This window comes from Candidatus Alcyoniella australis (assembly GCA_030765605.1).
Taxonomy (GTDB): Bacteria; Lernaellota; Lernaellaia; order JAVCCG01; family Alcyoniellaceae; genus Alcyoniella; species Alcyoniella australis.
The window spans coordinates 1-18,858 of sequence record JAVCCG010000038.1 but is presented as its reverse complement, the minus strand read 5'-3'; the positions used below and the strand labels follow the sequence as shown (position 1 = coordinate 18,858).

The window sequence follows — 18,858 nt, the reverse complement described above, 5'->3', positions numbered from 1 at the left end:
GGGACGACGATGAGACGCGCGATGATTGCGACGATCATGGCCGCACTGCTGCTGTTTGCGGCCTGCCAACGGGTGGAGCCCACAGCGCCCGCGCCCGTGCCCGTGCCCGTGCCCACGCCCGTGCCCACGCCCGAGCCGCCGCGCGGCGCGGACTCGATCGTGCTGCTGATCGTCGACGGCATGGGTCCCGAGGCGTTGACCCTGCTCGACGCTTACTTGCTCGCCACCGACAGCGGTCCCAACCGCTTCGCCGAGCTCTACGACCAAGGGGTGCTCGGTCTGGTTACGACCTACGGCACAAATAATGTGACCAGCGATTCGGCCTCCAGCGCCACCGCGCTTTCCTCGGGGATTAAAACCGACCCGGGCAAACTGGGGATGGATCCCCAGGGACGCTGCACGACCACGATCGTCGACGCGGCCAAACGCCGCGGCTGGGCCACCGGCCTGATCAGCACCACGCGCGTAACCCACTCCACGCCCGCGGCCTTTGCCTCGTGTCTGGCCACGCACCTTGACGAGCCGGCCGTGGCCGACCAGCTGCTCGAGCGCGGAGTTGACGTGCTGCTCGGCGGCGGGATCAACGCCTGGATTCCGGCCCAGAGCAAGGCCTCGGATTTCGCGCCGATCAACGCAGCCCTGGACTCGCCGAGCAAGCGCAAGGACGAGAACAATCGGCTCGATCGCGCCGCGGAGCTTAGCTATCAGGTCGTCTTCACCAAGTCGCAGCTCGAGTCGCTTGGCGCATTGCCCGAGGGCAAGCTGCTCGGGTTGTTCAGCGGCAGCGTATTTCCGCCCTCAGTCGATCGACTGGCCGAGGACGCCGAGTATGACCTCCCGACTCTCGAGGGGCTGACCCGCGCGGCGCTGGACGTGCTCGGACGCGACCCGGACGGCTTTTTCCTGATGGTCGAGTCGGCCCAGGTCGACTACGCGGCCCACGCCAACGATCCGGGCTGGTACCTCTCGGAGATGCTCGAGGCCAACCGCACTCTGGGACTGCTGCAAGGCTATCTCGAGCAACACCCGCGGACCCTGCTGATCGTCACCGCGGACCACGCCACGGGCGGTCCGGCCCTGACCTATCGTGCGGGGACTGCGGCCGAGGGCGAGGGCTACACCACATTCGACGAGGTCTGCCAAAAAACGGTCAACGTCGAGGAGACGTTCGTCTGGCCGACCTTTCACGACGTGCGCGCCCTGGGCTGGCAGCAGCACTCGTACAACTGGCTGATCGACCGCGCAATGCTTGGCGACAACGACCCGGCGACCCTGATCTCGCTGGTCGAGCAGCATACGTCGTATAAGCTGGACTTTCAGGCCGCGACGCGGGTGCTGGCGTTTGCCGACCGGAACAACGATCAGTGCTTTGAACTCGACTGCGGCTACCGGCAGTACTACTACCCCTACATCGACACCCGGCGCTCGGCGCAACTGGCAACCGAGCTTGGATTGCAGACCAACCTGGTCTGGGCCACGGGCGCGCACTCCCACGCGCCGGTGACCGTGGGCGCAGTGGGCCCGGGCTCGCAACATCTCGCGGGCTGGATGGACAACACCGAAATTTTCCTGGCGATGAAAGCTGCGATGCAATAGCGGCTGGCCCGCATTATAAATGCGGGCTATGCGTAGAACTCCGCGATTCCCTGGGCCACGAACGCCTGCTGCTCGGGCGTGATCTCCGGGAACATCGGCAGCGAGAGCAGCTCCCCGGCCGCCTGTTCGGTGCGCGGGAACGCGCCTTGTCCAAGACCGAGGTCGGCGTAAGCCGGCTGCAAATGTAACGGCGTGGGGTAGTGAATCCCGCAATAGACCTCGCGGCTTGCCATGAACTGCAACAGCTCGTCGCGTTGCGGCGCGCGCACCACGTAGAGATGATAGACGTGCGTGCCCCAATCGGCGCGCTTCGGCAGCGTCAGTTTGGAGTCGTCCAGCAGCTCGCCGTAACGCTGTGCGGCCTGGACCCGGGACTGATTCCACTGGTCGAGGTAACGCAGCTTTACCCCCAACACCGCGGCCTGCAGATCGTCCAGGCGATGATTGCCGCCCTTGACCAGATGTACGTATTTGCCCTGCTGACCGTAATCGCGCAGCGTGCTGATCCGCTGCCGGATCTCGTCATTGTCCGTAACAACCGCACCGCCGTCGCCGTAGGCCCCGAGATTCTTGCCCGGGTAAAAGCTGAAGCAGCCCACGTCGCCCAGCGAACCGCAGCGCTGCTCGCCATAGTACGCGCCATGGGCCTGGGCAGCGTCCTCGACAACCTTGAGCCCGCGCTCGCGCGCCAGTTCGAGGATCGGCCCGATATTTGCGGACTGGCCGTAGAGATGCACCGGCAAAATCGCCTTGGTGCGCGGCGTAATCGCCGCCTCCACGCGGGTCGGATCGATGTTGTAGAACTCGTCCATCTCGACCAGCACCGGCCGCGCCCCGACCTTGGAGATCGCCAGGGCAGTGGCAATGTAGGTGTTGGCCGCGGTGATCACCTCGTCGCCCGGGCCGACGTCGAGCGCCGCCAGGGCCAGCGCCAGGGCGTCGAGCCCCGAGCTGACTCCCAGGCAGTGCCGCATGCCGATATAGTCGGCGAACCGCTCCTCAAAATTGCGCAGCGTCGGACCCAGGACAAACGCCGTGCGGTCGACCACATCGAGCATCGCGGCGCTTACCTCGTCGCGTATCGTATTCAACTGGGCCTGCAGATCGACAAAGTTCACTTTCATTTGCGGATCCCCAGTCCGAGCAAAAACAGCGGCCGCAGGATGCTCCACCAGCCGCTGAGCGGCCGCATCTTGGTGTAGCCCAGGTCGTGCTCGGGATAAATTTTGCTCACCGGCGCCTCGATCACACGGTAGCCCAGGCGCAACGCCTTGAACAGCAGGTAGACCTCCAGCTCGTATTGATCGAGCCAGGGCTGGTCAATGGCCAGCCGCGGATCGTCGAAGATCGAAAGCCGAATCGCGCGAAAGCCGTTGGTAGTGTCGGTCATCCGCTTGCGGGCCAAAAGCGAAAACAGCAGCGGATGGATCAGACGCGTGCTCAGCTGGCGGTAGAGCGGCATGTTGCCGAACTCCCCGCCGGGCAGATAGCGCGAGCCCTGGACGATGTCGGCCTCGCCACGGGCGATCGGCGCGACCAGTCGCTGGGCCTGGGCCGGCTCGTCTTTATCGTTGCCGGCCATGATCACCAGCACGTCGTAGCCCGCCTCGCGCGCGTGGCCGATCACCGTGCGGATCATCGCGCCCACGCCGCGGCGTTGTTCGTGCCGCACCAGCTCGACGCCGCGTTCGCGCGCCAATTCGGTAGTGCCGTCATCCGAGCCGTCGTCGCCCAGGGCCACGTGCGGCAGATTTGCTGCCTGCAAGCGATCTATCACCCGCCCGATCTTGGCCCGCTCGTTAAAGGCCACGGGGCAGGTCAGCACCTTCAGTCCGTGAAAGTCGATGATCCCTCCCGCTCGCGCGTTCAGCCGCGTCCGTAGCTTTGACGGACCTCGCGCGGCAAGTGCCAGTCCTCGGGAACCGGGCCCATCACGCGCGCGGGCACGCCATAGGCCAGCATGCCGTCGGGCACGTCTGAGGTCACGACCGCACCGGCGCCGATCACCACCTCCATGCCCAGCAGTACGCGCGGCAGGATCACGGCTCGCGCGCCGATGCTCACGCCGAAGCCGATCTTGGGCCCCTGCATCGGGTCGGGCAGGTCGCGGCGGTAGCCGATCGGGTTGTCGTTGGTGGTCACCGACTGCGGCCCCATGAACACGTAGTCGCCAAGGGAGCTCTTGGCCGCCACGTAGGCCTGGCTGTTGATCGAGCAGTAGTTGCCGATGCTGCAGTAGCCCTCCACATCGACCATCGAGCCGACGGAGGTGTGGTGGCCGATCCGCGAGCGCTCGCGCACCAGGGCCTTGTGGTTGATCCAGCACGACGCGCCTATGCGCGCGCCGCGATAGATCACCGCGTCGGTACGCACCAGGCAGTCCTCGCCCAACTCGGCGATTCCCGGGTCGTCCTCGACCTCGCGCCGTCCGGTGGAAAACCAGCCGGTAAGCGTGGAGTAGCCGACCAAGGCGTTGCGCTCCACGCGCACGCCGCCGCCCAATCGGCACTCGCGCAGTTCGACGTTATCGCCGATGATGCAGCGCTCCCCGAGTTCTACGTTGTCGCCGATGATCACGTTGCGGCCGAAGACGCAGCCCGTGCCGATCGATACGTTCTCGCCGATCGCCTGCGGTTTACCGTCCTTCATCTTCAGCCCTCCTTGAGCGCCACGCGGGCGCCGTTGCGCCGCATGGAACGCTGTACCGCGTCGAGTACGCGCATCACGCCCAGCGAGAACTGCGGGTCGGATTTGCGCACGCGCCTGGTGCGCAACGCGCGCAGGAACGACTCGGCCTGGGCCTTGAGCGGCTCGCGCATCTGCACCTTGGGGAAGTGCAAGTCGCCCTCGCGCGCCAGCAGGTTGAACTCGCCGAAGTCAGCGTAGCTCTGGCGCACCACGGTCTTGCGGTACAGCGCGATGGGCCCGATCGGGCTCAGGTCGTCGAAGACCACCATCTGCTTATCGCCGACGATCGTGATCTCGCGCACCTTGCGCGGGTTGAGCCAACTGGCGTGCACGTGGGCGATTATGCCCTGCGGATAGTGCAACGTGACAAAGGCGTAGTCCTCGATCCCCTGTTGCAGCGACGAGCGTCCCACGGCGTTAACCGCCTCGGGCTCTGCGTTGAGCAGCCAGTTGAAGATCGAGATGTCGTGGGACGCCAGGTCGTGGACCGCGCCCACGTCGTAACGGAACGGCCCCAGGTTGGTGCGCTCGGCGTGCATGTAGTGCAGCTTGCCCAGGGCGCCGCTCGCGTGCAGTTTCTTCAGCTCGGCCACCGCGGCGTGAAACAAAAAGATGTGGCCGGTCATCAGCACCCGGCTCTCTCGCTCAGCCAATTGGGCCAAGGCTGTGGACTGGCGCAGGGTTTGGCACAGCGGCTTTTCGCACAACACGTCCTTGCCCGCTTTCATTGCCCGGCGCACGATCTTCGCGTGAGTCGCGGTGGGCGTGGAGACCACCAGCGCGTCAAGCTGCGGGTCGGCCAACAGATCGGCCAGGTCGGCGGTAAAACGCGCCTGGGGCGCGCTGTTGCTCACAACCGCTGCCCGGCTGCGGTCGCTGTCGCAGACCCAGGTCACCTGCGAGTCCGGCAGCTGGGAGAAAACTCTGACGTGGTTCGGTCCCCAGTGGCCCAGGCCCACCACGCCGATATTGAACGGTTTACGCTGCGCACTCATCTAAAATAACTCCTGGTTCGAGTCAGCCGAGCCGGACTCCGTTGACGAAAGAAACGATCGTCGTTGAGCTGCTCGAGAAGCTGCGGGGTCGCATCGAACTCGTTGTAGACCGGTACGATGATCCACAGTGCCATGGCGGATTGACTTTAACCGAACTGCTCGCAGCTAGACAAGCCTGGCACGGACCCGCGATAACACACATCTTTGGACTTGACCGGCAACGGCTCGCCTGGGTTATATTATTTGGAATCGCAATAAATCAATCGATCAGCCATGGGGGTAACCCGATGTCAATGCGTGTACTGCTGACCGGAGGCACAGGATTTATCGGGCGCGAGATCGTTTTCAAGCTGATCGAGCGCGGCGACATTCCGGTGATCGTCACGCGCAACGCGGGCAGCACCAAAGAAATGTTCGGCAGCAAGGTCGAGGTCGAGAGCTGGGACAGCCTGCGCTCCGGTGACGCGCTGTTTAAGGTCGAGAAGGTAATCAACCTCGCTGGAGCGCCCATCGCCGGAAAGCGCTGGACCGAAGGCTACAAGAACGAGGTCTACGAATCGCGGGTAACCACGACCCGCTCCCTGGTCGTGGCCATGGGCCTGGCCGAAAAGCCGCCCTCAGCGCTGGTCAGCGCCTCGGCAGTGGGCTATTACGGATCGAGCGAACGTCCCGGGTTTTCTGAAAGCTCGCCGCCGGGCGATGACTTTTTGGCCAAGCTCTGCGTGGACTGGGAAATAGAGGCGCAAAAGGCCGCTGGTTTCGGGTCACGCGTAGCCATAATCCGTAGCGGCGTGGCGCTCGGGCCGGGCGCCGGTGCGCTGTCCAAGATCGCCGATAACTTCCACCGCCACATCGGCGGCACCGTGGGCAGCGGGGACCAGTGGGTCTCATGGATCGACATCGAGGATCTGGTAAACCTCTACATGTACGCCCTGGACAACGACGATGTCAGCGGCACACTCAACGGCACCTCACCCGCACCTGTAAAAATGCGCACACTCACCGACAAGGTCGGCGAGATCCTGGGCCGCAAATCCTGGATCGACGCGCCGCCGTTCGTCCTGAAGATGCTGTTCAAAGAGGGGGCCGACGTGCTGCTCGAAGGCCAACACGTGCTGCCCAAACGCACCATCGAACAAGGCTTCGACATCCAAAACCGCTCACTGGAACAGACGCTGCGGAAGTATCTCTGACGGTCGCTCTATATTTCCCCTCTTACCCACCCTTGTTCCGGTGGGCCATGGAACGCTACACCCAAATCGCCGGCACCGGTATGTACCTCGTTATTATTCGCAACGACGGCCGCCTTACCAATAAAGCCGTAGTATTTATTACCTAACCTTCATTTAAGATTATTTCCACAGAATTATCTTTCTATTAGGTTGCCGATTTTATATTTATTGCTTCTTCTTTCAAACGCCTCTTTCCCACCTTCCATAATATTCAATATGTACTTAATAATATTCGGCGTTTCCACACATCCTTCCTGTTCTAGTGAACCGTGGTATCCATCGGATTTTAATACTACGATCTTCTCTGCATCGCCTAGTACAGGAATATTGGCCTGGTGTGTCGATACAATAATTTGTTTCGAAAGCTTTCTCTGCCTCAATTTATTTACTATCTCTTCGTATATCACTTTATTATCTATGTCATCCTCTGGTTGATCGATAATCAATGCGTTTTCTGGCTTCTCTAGTATTAATGTTAGTAATACTGTTGCCTTTTGACCGTCTGACAAGCTTTCTAGGTTTTTCCATGTTCCTCTATCATTGAATTGTATTTGAGGAGAGTCTCTTAATATGATTTCGTGAAGCTCATATTGGCAGTCTATAAAAGTCTTATGTCCTAATATTTTATTAACCATTTCTTGTTTTATTCCCGTTTCTCTTGTCATGGTTGAAGCATCATTATTCTTGATTAATTCCGCTAATCTCGCAGGAGATAACTGATCTGCAATTTTACATATGTGATTTTCATATTGTGCACCAGAACCCTGTAGTCTATTTGCTAAAAAGCTTATATAAGACTCTTTGTTCCCATTTTTCTTCCATCCTACCCTAATTAGCTTTGTATTCTTCGTAACTCCCTCTCCATATTTCTTTCTTACTGAATATCGTTTCAATGCTTCCGATTCTATCTCCTTTATCATGTCGTTTCGATCATTCTCAAGCCGTCCCTTGCTATCTATATCTTTCATTAATTCCTTCATTTTACCAGTCTTATCTTCAATTTTTCCAGTCAGCTCATCATATATCATTAAATTATTTTTCATTTCCTGATTTGTTATTATGTTTGCTGATGGATACTTCGTTTTAAATTCATCTGAAATGATCTTTACAGCCTTCTCGTTATTATCAGTTATTGTTTGCTTTTTATCCAGCATCATACTTATAAGGATATCAATCTGGGTCTTTAATTCTTTTTCAGCTTCTTCAATTTCTATCAGTGTTTTGTTATATATCCTAGTAACATCCTTATTTTCACAAGGAGGGCAATCTATACTGGCTAATTTCTCTTCTGGCAATATCCCCCTGATACAATCAATAGTCTTATCTATTGATCTTATAATCGCTTTATACCAACCATTAATTCCTTCTCTATCTTTTACAAATACTTTCAGATCATCAGAAATTGAGATGTTTTTTCTTTGTTCTATCAGCCTTTCGTTTCTCTTTTCGTATTCCTTATACTCTTTGCTACTTTGTTGCACCTTTTCAATTCTCTCTCTATTCATTTTTAAAGTTGCTAAACGTGCTTTTTCTTTGATATTATAACCTTGCACTTCATCCAAAATTGCATCAATTATTTTCTCTTGATTAACAAGACTTGTTGCATTTTCCTTAACTTCTTCATGTCCATATACATCTGCCTGTATCATGTCGTATGACTTTCTAGCTTGTTCAATGCCATACTCATCATAGACAATTCTCCGAATCTTCTTATTCTCATATATGGTTTCAATAATGTATATCGTTTTTGGGGTAGCTTGGACCAGAATATAGATCCTTCCATTTTCTCCAAGAACTTCCTCAATAAACTTTCCCGTCTTTTGCAATTCCTTTTTTAAATTTCCCTCAGAAATCTCATCAAACGAATAATCTTCCTCCAATTTACATAATGAGGCTTTGATAAACTGAATAATAGAGCTTTTAAAAGTACCTCTCTCTCCTATTAGGCAATTTAGGTTAGGGCTAAATCGAACGCAAAAATCATTTAGCATTCCCCCCTTTTGTAAATCTTTCCTATTTGTTTTTTCTCCCCCAATAACTTTTAAGCCAACAATATATGAATGTTCGATCTCTTGGCTCTTTAAGAACACCCGGTATTCTGGATCCTCTAACGCTGCAAATAATCCATGGTAGTTATTTACATCAGCTTTAATCAGAGTTGTTCGTGCAGCTATCATTTCAAGACTATGGGCATCTGATGATATAATATTACATTTTTTCCTACATATATTAGTAATACTAGGTGGCAATTCATCAATATATTCAAAGCCTCGAAGATTCTCTGAATTATAGAAATTATCTCTAACAATTCCCTTCCAACTTTCAAATCCTTTGTCAACATGGGCGACAATCACCTGAGCATTATATTTTATTAAGACACCTAATGCATCAATAGGTGATAAATGAGTATTAGCAGAGGATGGAGATGCTTTTTGTGTTTGAAGATTTATTCCAAGATCCTTTAAGGCTTCAGACATGGAGTCTTTCGTTGCATCATCAGAACTTAATGTAGGGAAAAATGCCAGTAAATGTAGCTGTGTTATCCCTATAGAAAGCTCAAAGCCAGGTATTAGACCGATTGGAACTTGATTCTCCCTAATATATGTTGCTGCCTCAATATACGACTCAACATTGTTGTGGTCTGTTATAGATATTATATCCAGTTTTCTATTGACTGCTGTGTCAATTATATCCTTCACGCTAGGAAGCTCTTTACCGGTCTCCTTCGAATATTTGGAGTGTAAGTGTAAATCACACTTGAAATATTTGGCACCCGTGGGTTGGCTTAATATGGACTCTATCACTTCTTTTACTCTCATACTGATCCCCTATGGCAGCATTTTATTCCAAATCTAAGCTTAGGTTAAATTACTTCTAAAATTCTTGTCACAAGCAACACATGAATAATATGCCCTAAGCATGCTTTAAGTCAAACAAAAATCATTACTACTAGTAATTTATATGGAATTTCAGAGACAATATTTAACATAGTTGGGAGTGTTGGGGACACGTTACTTAATCATCTCGTAACTAACTGAATATTTAAAGTTATCAGCGTTTCAAGGCAAATTCATAATGCGTGCGTAGGTCCTTCGGCCAAAGGCCTCAGAATGACATTTAGCGTACGATAATCGATATTTACTCTAAGCCGACGAGTGCCGCCTTCCTCAGCCGTTGCTGCCGCTTTCGGCGCAGATCATCTGTTGGTTCTTGACGTACAGCGGGCATCCGCCGCCGCAGACAGCGAGGTCGGCGCAGTCCGCGCACTTTTCCGGTGCGAACTCGCGGTTGTGGGCACGAACTCCACGGACACGTAGTTCTCGTCGTAGTCGTCGGGATAGACCATCTGCTCGACGATCCCGCGCACGCGCACTGTGCCCTTGGCCCCGCGGGTGATGATGTAGGGCTCGAGGTGCACCTCTACACCGATGTCCACGTACTCGCTTGGTCGGATGTCGTTCACAGGGTTGTTGTTGACCCAGGCCTCAAAGCTGCTCAGCGAGTAGCTGCGCTGAGGCAGTCCCACGTCGACCACATCGATGCCCGACACGGAGGGGCTGTTCTGGAACACGAACTGGTAGTCCAGCAGCAGCGAGGCATCGGGCCGGATCCAGACGTCGACGGTCTCGCTCTCCAGTGTGAATAGGTAGTTTGCCCACGCCGGCTGCACCAAAAGCAACAGCAGGGCCAGCGCCCCCAGTACGCATCGCAGAGGCATTCTCACCATTTGGGTTTCTCCGCCAGATGGTAGGTGCTCGAACAGTAGGGGCAGCTGATCACCACTGCGCCGCTGGGATCGACGGTCACCGCGCGCTGATCCAGCTCGGCCCCGCAGGAGTGAGCTGCTCGGGCGTGAGCTCGCCGGAGAGGTCGACCTTCTGCACGATCTCCGTGCGCTCGGTGACGCGCACTTGGGTGGGCTTGCGCCAGACGAAGAGGACCAGCAACAGCAGCACGCCCAGGCCGACCATCAGCAGGCCGACGACGAGCACGCCCACGCTTTGCGAGACCGAAAAGCTGATCAGAAACAGCAGCCCCAATACGATCACGAACGCCGCTGCCAACCCGCCGAGGATGCGACCGATGCTCACTTACGCCCCCGAAATGTGATATATGGAGGCATCCAATATAAGCGATGTGCTTCGACATGGGAAAGCCTGTTGCAGATTCCGACCGGGCGCTGATTTCGCCACGGTTTTTCGCGCCGCTGATCGGCCGTACGGCCAAGCGCGTGGTGATGACCTTTGACCAGCGTATGACCGATCGTCTGCGCCGGCGGCTGGGCCTGGACGAGCGCGGCAAGGCGATCGTCACCGCGCGTTACTACCCGCCGCGAAAGTCCAACGGCGTGGGCCTGGTCGGACCGACGATGGGCGCTCCACTGGCCGCTGCCGTGGCCGAGATTCTGTTCGCCTGCGGCACGCACAGCCTGCTGCCCGTGGGAAGCTGCGGCAGTCTGCAACCGTTCGCCAAGCTCGGCTCGCTAATCGTGCCCGATTCCGCGCTTTCCGGCGAGGGAACCAGCCGCCACTACTTCTCCCGCCAACGCGTATTCAACAGCGATCCCCAAGGCTGCGCCGAGCTGCTGCGCTTTTTAGGCGATCACGGCGAGCAAGCGTTCTCAGGCCGGGTCTGGACCACCGACGCCTTATTCCGCGAGACCCGCGGCAAGCTCGCAGAGCTGCGGGCCCAGGGATTGATCGCCGTGGAGATGGAACTCTCGGCCCTGTGTGCCGTGGCGAAGTTTCGCGGCGGCCGCTCGATCGTCCCGCTGCTGATCGTCTCGGACCTGGTGCACGGCAAGTTGTGGAAACCCGGATCAATGCTGCCTACCGTGCGCAAACGGATCGAGCGCGCGAGCGAGCTGCTGGCCGACTTCCTCGAACAAGGCGGCCTCGCCGGATGATCCAACTACTGCTGATCGTTACAGCAGCCCTGTTGCTCGAGGCGTTGTTGATCTCGATCATCGCTAAAAGCCGCTACCTTACATGTTTGCTCAGCGGCTTTGCGCACGCCCTTCCAGCCTGGCTGCCGCTGATATTGCTCAGTGCGGACAATCCGCACCGTGTTCCCTTCGTGAAACTGGGGCTGGGATTTTATGCTGTTTTCAGGGTCGGCTTCGTGCTCAAGCGCTTGGGAATTCTACGGCTTAGCTCACGCGGCGGTGCTCCACTGGCCATCCTTGGCTTGGTCTTGAGCACATGGTCCGTGGCCTTGATTCTCCCTTGGTGCAGCACCCGCGGTTTTCCCGCCCTACTGCTGCTGATCATGGGGCTCGTTTTGGCCTGGCCCGGCAGGGCCGATGGACCATCGCTACTACGCCGCCTGGGTTGGGCGTTTCTACCTGCGGCGCTGGTCTTCAGTTGGTGGACGTTTGACGGCCCGGGGTTCGAACGCGCCATCCCCTGGTGGCTATTGCCCCTCGGGCTTTCGGGACCGGTCCTGGTCGGCTACCAGATCCTCGACAGTGACCTTCTGGTGCGACGGCCCAACAGCAGCCTTTTTTTCATCGCCCTGGCCTTTCTGGTGCTTGCCGACGGCATGCTCGAACAAAGTGGACTGGCCTCGCACCTGCGACCGATGGACCTGGGCGATCCCAGTCCGGTGGCCACCGCTTACATCTGGGTTCCGCCACGAAACCAGGCTGAGCTTAATTCAATGACTCTGGGCCGCGACCTTCCCTTCGAGTGGCCAAGGTCCATTCCCAACGCCAAAAGGCCTGGCGAATACCGCATTTTCGCGGCTGGCGGCTCGGCAACGGCAATGGTCTACGTCGAGCAACAGAACCGATGGCCCGAGCAGCTGGGAAAGGACCTCGGACGATGCGGCTCGTCCGCATCCCAGGTGATCAACGTCGGCATCGACGCCTGGGGTTCGTTCCGCATCCTGCTGATGCTGCGGACCGTGCTGGTCCACTTCGAGCCCGACATGCTGCTGCTGTACATCGGCGTCAATGACAGCAATCGCCACGAATACGTCTATCGCGAACTTTGGGACGAGGAGAATTGGCGCTGGAAGTACTCGCTGTTCAACGATCCCGAGGGAACCCTGGCAGCCTCGGCCCTGGCGCAAGGCCTGTGCCGCATTGTCGAGGGTGTCCATATCCGCCGCGAAAAACCCATTGAGCAGCAACAGAGCGACATGACCCTTTTGCTGGAGGCGAACCTGCGAGACATTAAAAAGCTCTGTGATCGTCATGGCATACGAATGGTGATCGTGAGTGAGGCATTCACTCCGAGCAAGGGACGAAACTTGATCTATGAGCGGTTGGCGGATTTCGCTGAAGCCAATGAGGTTTCGTTTTTTGATATGCACGCCTGGTTCGCATCCCGTGGGCAGCAGTTATTTGAGGACTGCTTTATCGACAACGTGCATCCCAACGAGCACGGCGGTCGGCTGATGGCCCAGATCATCTCCAATTTCCTTGTGCAAAACCGGCTTGTCCCCCTGGACCAAGAGTCAGGCCGCCGATGAACCGCATCGACCTTCCGCTGCTGGCGGTATTCGCGGCGCTCCCGCTCGAGGCCTGGCTCGTGGCCCGGCTGGCGCGCATCAACTACTCCAGCGCCCTTGGGTTGGGTCTGCTGCACACCTCGCCGATCTGGGTGATTATGCTCGGGCTGGCCCTGGGCAACCCTCATCGAGAGGCCTTTCTGCAACTGGCCGTCCCGCTCTACTTGTTGTTCAGGATCAGCTTCATACTGCGCCGCAGGGGCCTGTTCAGCAGGCTGTCGTACGGCAGCACCCTGCTGACCGTGCTCGGACCGATCCTGGTCCTGGTCTGCGTTTGGTGGGCGACGGGCTCCGACCCGCTGCACACCTGCGCGATCCTCCTGCTGCTGGCGGCGGCGGTGCTTCTCGCCCGGCCCCGCAGCCGGGGCCAGGCCGAGCTTGGCCGGCGCGCGGCCTGGTGCTTTCTGCCCGCTGCGCTCTATTTCACCTGGCGCCACTTCAGCATCGAGCCTCCCCCGGCGCTCAACGGCTGGCTGGTGACTCTGGCCCTGTCCGGCCCGGTGCTGTTGGGTTACCAGCTTGTGGAAATGGGCCATCGACTGCGCAATCCCAACCTCGGTCTGTTCTGCGTGGCCCTGGCCTTTCTCGCGCTGGCCGAGTCCCTGCTCGGGAACAGCTACCTGGAGCCGCACCTGAAGCCGATGGACATGGGCGCGCCCACGGCGATCACCGAGTCCATCCTCTGGACTCCGCCGGCTAATAAAGAGGAGGTGGTGTGCCAGATCGTGAACAGGCTGGCGCCGCTGCGCGGCATTGAGCGCGCGGAGCTGGACAAACCCGCGGGAGTCTACCGGATCATTGCGGTGGGCGGTTCGGCGACCATCGGCGACTGCGGGATCAAACCGCCTCAGGCTTGGCCGGCGCAGCTCGAGCTCGCGCTGCACGAGCGTGAATACGACGCGGTGGAGGTGCTCAACGGCGGGGTGAGCGCATTCGGCACCTTTCAGATCTCACTGTTGGTCGAAAACCTGATGGTCTTTTTCGAACCCGAAATGATCATCGCCTACGTCGGATTCAACGACCAGTTCAACCATCCGCCGCTGATTCGCAGCCGCTACAATGCCCTGGAGCGTAGCTGGAACCTCTCGCCGCTGTCCGATCCAGCCAACCCCCTCGCCCAATCGGCACTGATCCAAGGGCTGAGCAGAGTCGTCGAGGGGGTCAAGATCCACCGCGATATCAATACTCCGAAACAGGAACGGCCCGAGGACTACCTACTCAACCTTGAGGACATCAGGCGCAGCTGCCACAGCCGCTCCATCGAGCTGGTGCTGGTCTCCGAACCCTTTTCCCCGGGCTGTATTAATCAGTATCCGATCCATCGGGCGACCTGCGCTTTTGCCGAGCAAAGCCACGTCCCACTGTTCGATCTCAAGGCCTGGTTCGACAAACGCGGACATGATTTTTTCGCTCCCTTTTTCTTTGATCTGGTTCACCCTAATATCCAGGGGAACAAATTCGTTGCCGAGCTGATTGCCAATTTCCTGGTCTCCCGGCAGCTGATCGACGTGGAGCATGCGCAACGTCCTCTTCACGATACTGATAGCCTTTAGCCTGCTGGTCGCGTTGCCGGCCGGAGCTGCGGACGTGCAGTATCCGCTGGACGGCCCGCTGCTGGTGCGCCATCAGGGGATCGCCCACCTGCCGCACATGCTGTTGCTGCCGCGCAGCGGCCGCGTGGCGCAGCAGCAGACCGCACTGCGCGCCACACTGACTCACGCCAACCACTGGGGCTGGCAGGGTGGCCCGCAGCCCAACTACCGCATTGACCTTGAGACCACGGTGCTCGACTTGTACGGCAGCTTAGCCTTGGGTCGCCACATGGAACTGGGCTTGGACATACCGATGCTGTGGCACAAAGGCGGCAGCATGGACGCGGCGATCATGCGCTTCCACTCAGCGTTCGGCATTGATCAGGAACACCGCTCGCGCTATCCGCGCAACGATCAGGAGCTGTGGGTTGCGCCGCGAGGCAAGCGGACAGAATTGCTCAATGAGGGCAGTCCCTGGGCCCTGCCGCTCAACCCATCGCTGTGCCTGACGCTGGCGCTGCTGGACCGCATGCCGGTCGGGCCGGCACTGGCGCTGACCGTGGGCTCCAGCCTGCCGCTGGCCCTGGGAGGCTCGTGCTACTTCCGGCCGCCGTGGTTCGAGCCGCAGCTCGGACTGGCACTGAGCTGGCAGTACAAGAGGTTCGCAATGCACCTCAACGCCGCCTATACGCACATCGGACGCGAGCGCAACCTGGCCGGGATACGGCTGCGCCGGGGGCTGAGTTCGCTGCTGCTGGCGCCGCAGCTTGCCCTGAGCAAAAGCTGCACGCTGAGCGTTCAATTGATCTACGACTCCCCTGCGTTCGAGGACTTCGGCGACATGGGCAACGCGGGCCTGCTGCTTGCCGCGGGCCTGCGTTTCACCCTTGCCCAGGGTTGCTCGCTGGAACTCGGGGCGGTGGAGAACCTGATGTGGTTCGACGCCACGCCCGACCTGAGCCTGTTCTGCGGAATCAAAATAACGGGTGGCCGCTGAACGAAGATTCGCATGGGTGGTTTTTCGCGCGCCCGGCAGGACTCGAACCTGCGACCTGCGGATTAGAAGTCCGCTGCTCTATCCAGCTGAGCTACGGGCGCTTGAAGCATGGATTATATGCCCGACGGCAAAAAAGGCTCAAGTGCCTATTCCAAAACTTGAACGTGTACTCCGGGCATGGTACCAACGTTGCTTCAACCCCGAGGAGCCGAATCTGCGATGAATATCCTGGGAATCAGCGCCTTTTACCACGACTCCGCGGCCGCGTTGTTGCAAGACGGCCGGATCGTCGCCGCGGCCCAGGAGGAGCGGTTCTCGCGGCTTAAGCACGACCCGGGCTATCCGGCGAATGCCATCGAATATTGCCTGAAAACAGCGGGCATCGGGCCGCACGATCTGGACGCGGTGGCGTTCTACGACAAACCGTTTATCAAGTTCGAGCGGATCTTGAAAAGCTATCTGGCCTACGCGCCGCGCGGCCTGCGCAGCTTCATGATGGCGATCCCAATGTGGCTCAAGCACAAGCTGATGGTGCCCGAGATGATCCGCCGCGAGCTCGACGATTATCAGGGCCCGATCTACATGCCCGAGCATCACGAGAGCCACGCGGCCTCAGCGTTCTTCCCCAGCCCCTATCCCGAGGCGGCGATCATCACCCTGGACGGCGTGGGCGAGTGGACCACCACCTCCATCGGCAGCGGCTCGGGCAACGAGCTGCGCATCGACCAGGAGATCCGCTTCCCGCACTCCCTGGGGCTGCTCTACTCGGCGTTCACCTACTACTGCGGGTTCAAGGTCAACTTCGGCGAGTACAAGCTGATGGGTCTGGCGCCCTACGGCGAGCCCAAGTACGTGGACCTGATCCTCGAGAACCTGATCGACCTGCGCGACGACGGCTCGTTCAAGCTCGACATGCGCTACTTCGACTACGTGGCCGGCCTGCGCATGACCAGCAGACGTTTCCACAAGCTGTTGGGCAGGCCGCCGCGCAAAGGCGAATCCAAGATCGACACGTTCTACATGGATGTTGCGCGTTCGATCCAGGAGGTCACCGAAACCGCGATGCTGCACATTGCGCGGCACACCCACCAGCGCACCGGCCTAAGCAAGCTGTGCCTGGCCGGCGGCGTGGCGCTCAACTGCGTGGGCAACGGCAGACTACTGCGCGAAGGTCCGTTCGACGAGGTCTGGATCCAACCCGCGGCAGGCGACGCCGGAGGCGCGCTGGGCGCGGCGCTGTTCGTCTGGCACGTGCTCCAGGGCCAGCCACGACAGGTCGACGGCAAGTCCGACCTGCAGCACGCCAGCTACCTGGGACCAGGCTTTGAACCCGACGAGATCAAGGGCCAACTCGACGAGCGCGGCGCGGTCTACACGCTGCTCGACCAGGGGCAAATTCCCGGGCGGGTGGCCGAGCTGATCGCCGACAACAAGGTGGTCGGCTGGTTCCAGGGCCGCACCGAGTTCGGGCCGCGGGCTCTGGGCTCACGCTCGATCATCGGCGACGCGCGCAGCCGCGACATGCAGACCGTGATGAATCTCAAAATCAAATTTCGCGAGAGCTTCCGGCCCTTTGCGCCCACCGTGCTGGCCGATAAGGTCGCCGATTGGTTCGATTTCGACGGCGAGAGCCCCTATATGCTGATGGTCGCCGACGTTAAGGCCGACAAGCTGCGCGAGCTATCCGACGAGGATCAAGCTGCCCAAGGTCTTGATAAACTACGGGTTATCCGCAGCGAGGTGCCGGCGATCACCCACGTCAACAACTCGGCGCGACTCCAGACCGTATCGCGCGAAGACAACCCGCTGTACTACGAAATGATCAAGGCTTTCGACGACTTGACCGGCTGCCCGGTGATCATCAACACCAGCTTCAACGTGCGCGGCGAGCCCATCGTCTGTTCGCCGGACGACGCCTTTGTCTGCTTTATGCGCACTGACATGGACTACCTGGCGGTCGGGCCCTATCTACTGGATAAGACGGTGCAAAAGCCTTGGAAAGAACAACGCGACTGGCGCGAAACCTATGAGCTGGATTGATTGATGGCACAGCTTAGCGATAAAGAGCTCAAAGCGCGCATTGCCGAGCGCAAACAGATCATCGACTTCGGTGTGCTGCTCACCGGATTCCTGGGCCTGCTGGCCTGCATCTCAGCCTATAAACACGGCAATGCCTGGCCCTATCTAGTTGGTATCGGGGCTGGTTTGGGCCTGCTGGGCCTGGTGTTTCCCAAGGGCCTGACCCCGCTATATCGGGTCTGGATGAAGCTGGCCATGGGCCTGGGCTGGTTCACCACGCGGCTGGTTTTGACCGTATTTTTCTTCCTGGTGCTTACGCCCTCGGGGCTGCTCGCGCGGCTTTTACGGGCCGACCTGATCGAAAAAAAGTTCGACAAATCAGCGCCTACATACTGGCTTGAATTCCCAAAAAGAGACTATAATCCGGAGCTTTACGAGCGTCGGTTCTAGCCTGGAGGTAATAATGGATCCGCGATTTGCAAACGATGTCTACGTGATTCGCCGCAAGGTGCTCAAGGTGCTGGGCGCGGCTTTTCATATCTTTGACAGCGCTGAGCAGCTCTGCTTTTACACCGAGCTCAAGGCGTTCAAGCTCAAGGAAGACATCCGGGTTTTCACGGGTGAAGACAAGCAGTTCGAGCTGCTGCGGATCCAGGCGCGGCAGATTCTCGACATCAGCGCGGCCTACGATGTGTTCGACTCGCAGACCGGCGAGAAGGTCGGCATGCTCCAGCGCAAGGGGCTCAAGTCGATGCTGCGCGACGAGTACACCATCTGCGACGCGACTGACCAGCCCATCGGCATGATCCAGGAGGACAGCACCGCCCTGGCCCTGCTGCGACGCTTCTTCGACCTGGGATCGCTGCTGCCGCAGAAGTACACCGCGACCTTCGGCGACCAGGTTGTGGCCCAATACAAGCAGAATTTCAACCCCTTTGTGCTCAAAGTGACCGTCGATTTCAGCCCCGACACCGGGCGCCAATTCGACCGCCGCCTGGGCGTGGCCAGCGCCATCGTGCTCAACGCCATTGAAGGCCGCCAAAACTGATTTCGTTTCAACTACTATACGCTGAGAGTTGAAGTAACGCCTCAAGTCTGCTTTTTCGCTGTTTTACCAAATTTTGTCTTTATTATTCAGAGATTTAACATCCCACCCTTGGTAAAATACTTTAGGACTTGCATGCGAATTGGGATTTCAAATCACAGATTTCGTATAGGTTACGAAGCGCGTATAGTCGTTGATATTACTTGGTAATCGCGATTTGGCTCCATGCGATGTTCATATA

The 18,858-nt window shown here is 58.0% G+C and carries 16 protein-coding genes and 1 tRNA gene; 9 read left to right on the top strand and 8 right to left on the bottom strand.

Annotation, left to right across the window (positions count from 1 at the left end):
• Positions 1 to 9: 9 nt before the first annotated feature.
• Positions 10 to 1,596: an alkaline phosphatase gene (locus tag P9M14_04450; GenBank protein ID MDP8254976.1), complete on the top strand. Its 1,587-nt coding sequence runs from the start codon at positions 10 to 12 to the stop codon at positions 1,594 to 1,596.
• Between the two features lie 26 nt (positions 1,597 to 1,622).
• On the opposite strand, the gene P9M14_04445 is transcribed toward P9M14_04450, so the two are convergent.
• From P9M14_04445 to P9M14_04430, 4 genes are read right to left on the bottom strand one after another with little or no spacing between them, the layout of a single operon-like run.
• Positions 1,623 to 2,720 (bottom strand): DegT/DnrJ/EryC1/StrS family aminotransferase, encoded by a 1,098-nt coding sequence (locus tag P9M14_04445; GenBank protein MDP8254975.1) that lies wholly within the window; start codon positions 2,718 to 2,720, stop codon positions 1,623 to 1,625.
• The gene (locus P9M14_04440; protein ID MDP8254974.1) at positions 2,717 to 3,421 is read right to left on the bottom strand and encodes a glycosyltransferase family 2 protein; all 705 of its coding nucleotides are present in this window, start codon (positions 3,419 to 3,421) and stop codon (positions 2,717 to 2,719) included. Before P9M14_04440 ends, P9M14_04445 begins: the two co-directional genes overlap by 4 nt.
• Positions 3,422 to 3,462: 41 nt before the next feature.
• A complete protein-coding gene (locus P9M14_04435; protein ID MDP8254973.1) occupies positions 3,463 to 4,245 on the bottom strand; it encodes a DapH/DapD/GlmU-related protein in 783 nt (260 codons plus the stop codon).
• Between the two features lie 2 nt (positions 4,246 to 4,247).
• Positions 4,248 to 5,279 carry a Gfo/Idh/MocA family oxidoreductase gene (locus P9M14_04430; protein ID MDP8254972.1) on the bottom strand — a complete coding sequence of 344 codons (1,032 nt, stop codon included), beginning with the start codon at positions 5,277 to 5,279 and terminating at the stop codon, positions 4,248 to 4,250.
• A 287-nt stretch (positions 5,280 to 5,566) separates the two neighbouring features.
• On the opposite strand from P9M14_04430, the gene P9M14_04425 reads away from it, so the two are divergent.
• Entirely contained in the window at positions 5,567 to 6,472 is a 906-nt protein-coding gene (locus P9M14_04425; protein MDP8254971.1) for a TIGR01777 family oxidoreductase, read from the top strand.
• 173 nt (positions 6,473 to 6,645) lie between these two features.
• Here the strand turns inward: P9M14_04425 and P9M14_04420 are convergent, their stop codons facing one another.
• From P9M14_04420 to P9M14_04410, 3 genes are all read right to left on the bottom strand, one after another.
• Complete coding sequence (locus tag P9M14_04420) at positions 6,646 to 9,330, bottom strand: PHP domain-containing protein (protein MDP8254970.1); 2,685 nt, start codon at positions 9,328 to 9,330, stop codon at positions 6,646 to 6,648.
• A gap of 377 nt (positions 9,331 to 9,707) precedes the next feature.
• Positions 9,708 to 10,238, bottom strand: a complete 531-nt coding sequence (locus P9M14_04415; protein MDP8254969.1) for a hypothetical protein — start codon at positions 10,236 to 10,238, stop codon at positions 9,708 to 9,710.
• Between the two features lie 76 nt (positions 10,239 to 10,314).
• The gene (locus P9M14_04410) at positions 10,315 to 10,602 is read right to left on the bottom strand and encodes a hypothetical protein (GenBank protein ID MDP8254968.1); all 288 of its coding nucleotides are present in this window, start codon (positions 10,600 to 10,602) and stop codon (positions 10,315 to 10,317) included.
• Positions 10,603 to 10,658: 56 nt separating this feature from the next.
• On the opposite strand from P9M14_04410, the gene P9M14_04405 reads away from it, so the two are divergent.
• The 4 genes from P9M14_04405 to P9M14_04390 are packed head-to-tail and all read left to right on the top strand — an operon-like array spanning position 10,659 to position 15,553.
• Positions 10,659 to 11,417, top strand: a complete 759-nt coding sequence (locus P9M14_04405; GenBank protein MDP8254967.1) for a nucleoside phosphorylase — start codon at positions 10,659 to 10,661, stop codon at positions 11,415 to 11,417.
• Entirely contained in the window at positions 11,414 to 12,985 is a 1,572-nt protein-coding gene (locus P9M14_04400) for an SGNH/GDSL hydrolase family protein (GenBank protein MDP8254966.1), read from the top strand. The genes P9M14_04405 and P9M14_04400 overlap by 4 nt, the downstream gene beginning before the upstream one ends.
• Positions 12,982 to 14,577, top strand: coding sequence for an SGNH/GDSL hydrolase family protein (locus tag P9M14_04395; protein ID MDP8254965.1), 1,596 nt, complete (start codon positions 12,982 to 12,984; stop codon positions 14,575 to 14,577). Before P9M14_04400 ends, P9M14_04395 begins: the two co-directional genes overlap by 4 nt.
• Positions 14,540 to 15,553, top strand: a complete 1,014-nt coding sequence (locus P9M14_04390; GenBank protein MDP8254964.1) for a DUF3187 family protein — start codon at positions 14,540 to 14,542, stop codon at positions 15,551 to 15,553. The genes P9M14_04395 and P9M14_04390 overlap by 38 nt, the downstream gene beginning before the upstream one ends.
• Before the next feature lie 27 nt (positions 15,554 to 15,580).
• Here the strand turns inward: P9M14_04390 and P9M14_04385 are convergent.
• Positions 15,581 to 15,654 (bottom strand) — tRNA-Arg (locus P9M14_04385).
• A gap of 118 nt (positions 15,655 to 15,772) precedes the next feature.
• Between P9M14_04385 and P9M14_04380 the strand changes: the two genes are divergently transcribed.
• The 3 genes from P9M14_04380 to P9M14_04370 are packed head-to-tail and all read left to right on the top strand — an operon-like array spanning position 15,773 to position 18,620.
• Positions 15,773 to 17,593 (top strand): carbamoyltransferase, encoded by a 1,821-nt coding sequence (locus P9M14_04380; GenBank protein MDP8254963.1) that lies wholly within the window; start codon positions 15,773 to 15,775, stop codon positions 17,591 to 17,593.
• A gap of 3 nt (positions 17,594 to 17,596) precedes the next feature.
• A complete protein-coding gene (locus P9M14_04375; protein ID MDP8254962.1) occupies positions 17,597 to 18,022 on the top strand; it encodes an SxtJ family membrane protein in 426 nt (141 codons plus the stop codon).
• A 13-nt stretch (positions 18,023 to 18,035) separates the two neighbouring features.
• Positions 18,036 to 18,620: a hypothetical protein gene (locus P9M14_04370; protein ID MDP8254961.1), complete on the top strand. Its 585-nt coding sequence runs from the start codon at positions 18,036 to 18,038 to the stop codon at positions 18,618 to 18,620.
• The last annotated feature ends 238 nt before the right edge of the window (positions 18,621 to 18,858 follow it).

What these genes read in the sequence shown, in the direction of transcription:
- P9M14_04450 (MDP8254976.1), top strand. Translation starts at nt 10, where the DNA reads ATGAGACGCGCGATGATTGCGACGATCATGGCCGCACTGCTGCTGTTT.
- P9M14_04445 (MDP8254975.1), bottom strand. Translation starts at nt 2,720, where the DNA reads ATGAAAGTGAACTTTGTCGATCTGCAGGCCCAGTTGAATACGATACGC.
- P9M14_04435 (MDP8254973.1), bottom strand. Translation starts at nt 4,245, where the DNA reads ATGAAGGACGGTAAACCGCAGGCGATCGGCGAGAACGTATCGATCGGC.
- P9M14_04430 (MDP8254972.1), bottom strand. Translation starts at nt 5,279, where the DNA reads ATGAGTGCGCAGCGTAAACCGTTCAATATCGGCGTGGTGGGCCTGGGC.
- P9M14_04425 (MDP8254971.1), top strand. Translation starts at nt 5,567, where the DNA reads ATGTCAATGCGTGTACTGCTGACCGGAGGCACAGGATTTATCGGGCGC.
- P9M14_04420 (MDP8254970.1), bottom strand. Translation starts at nt 9,330, where the DNA reads ATGAGAGTAAAAGAAGTGATAGAGTCCATATTAAGCCAACCCACGGGT.
- P9M14_04415 (MDP8254969.1), bottom strand. Translation starts at nt 10,238, where the DNA reads ATGGTGAGAATGCCTCTGCGATGCGTACTGGGGGCGCTGGCCCTGCTG.
- P9M14_04405 (MDP8254967.1), top strand. Translation starts at nt 10,659, where the DNA reads ATGGGAAAGCCTGTTGCAGATTCCGACCGGGCGCTGATTTCGCCACGG.
- P9M14_04400 (MDP8254966.1), top strand. Translation starts at nt 11,414, where the DNA reads ATGATCCAACTACTGCTGATCGTTACAGCAGCCCTGTTGCTCGAGGCG.
- P9M14_04395 (MDP8254965.1), top strand. Translation starts at nt 12,982, where the DNA reads ATGAACCGCATCGACCTTCCGCTGCTGGCGGTATTCGCGGCGCTCCCG.
- P9M14_04390 (MDP8254964.1), top strand. Translation starts at nt 14,540, where the DNA reads ATGCGCAACGTCCTCTTCACGATACTGATAGCCTTTAGCCTGCTGGTC.
- P9M14_04380 (MDP8254963.1), top strand. Translation starts at nt 15,773, where the DNA reads ATGAATATCCTGGGAATCAGCGCCTTTTACCACGACTCCGCGGCCGCG.
- P9M14_04375 (MDP8254962.1), top strand. Translation starts at nt 17,597, where the DNA reads ATGGCACAGCTTAGCGATAAAGAGCTCAAAGCGCGCATTGCCGAGCGC.
- P9M14_04370 (MDP8254961.1), top strand. Translation starts at nt 18,036, where the DNA reads ATGGATCCGCGATTTGCAAACGATGTCTACGTGATTCGCCGCAAGGTG.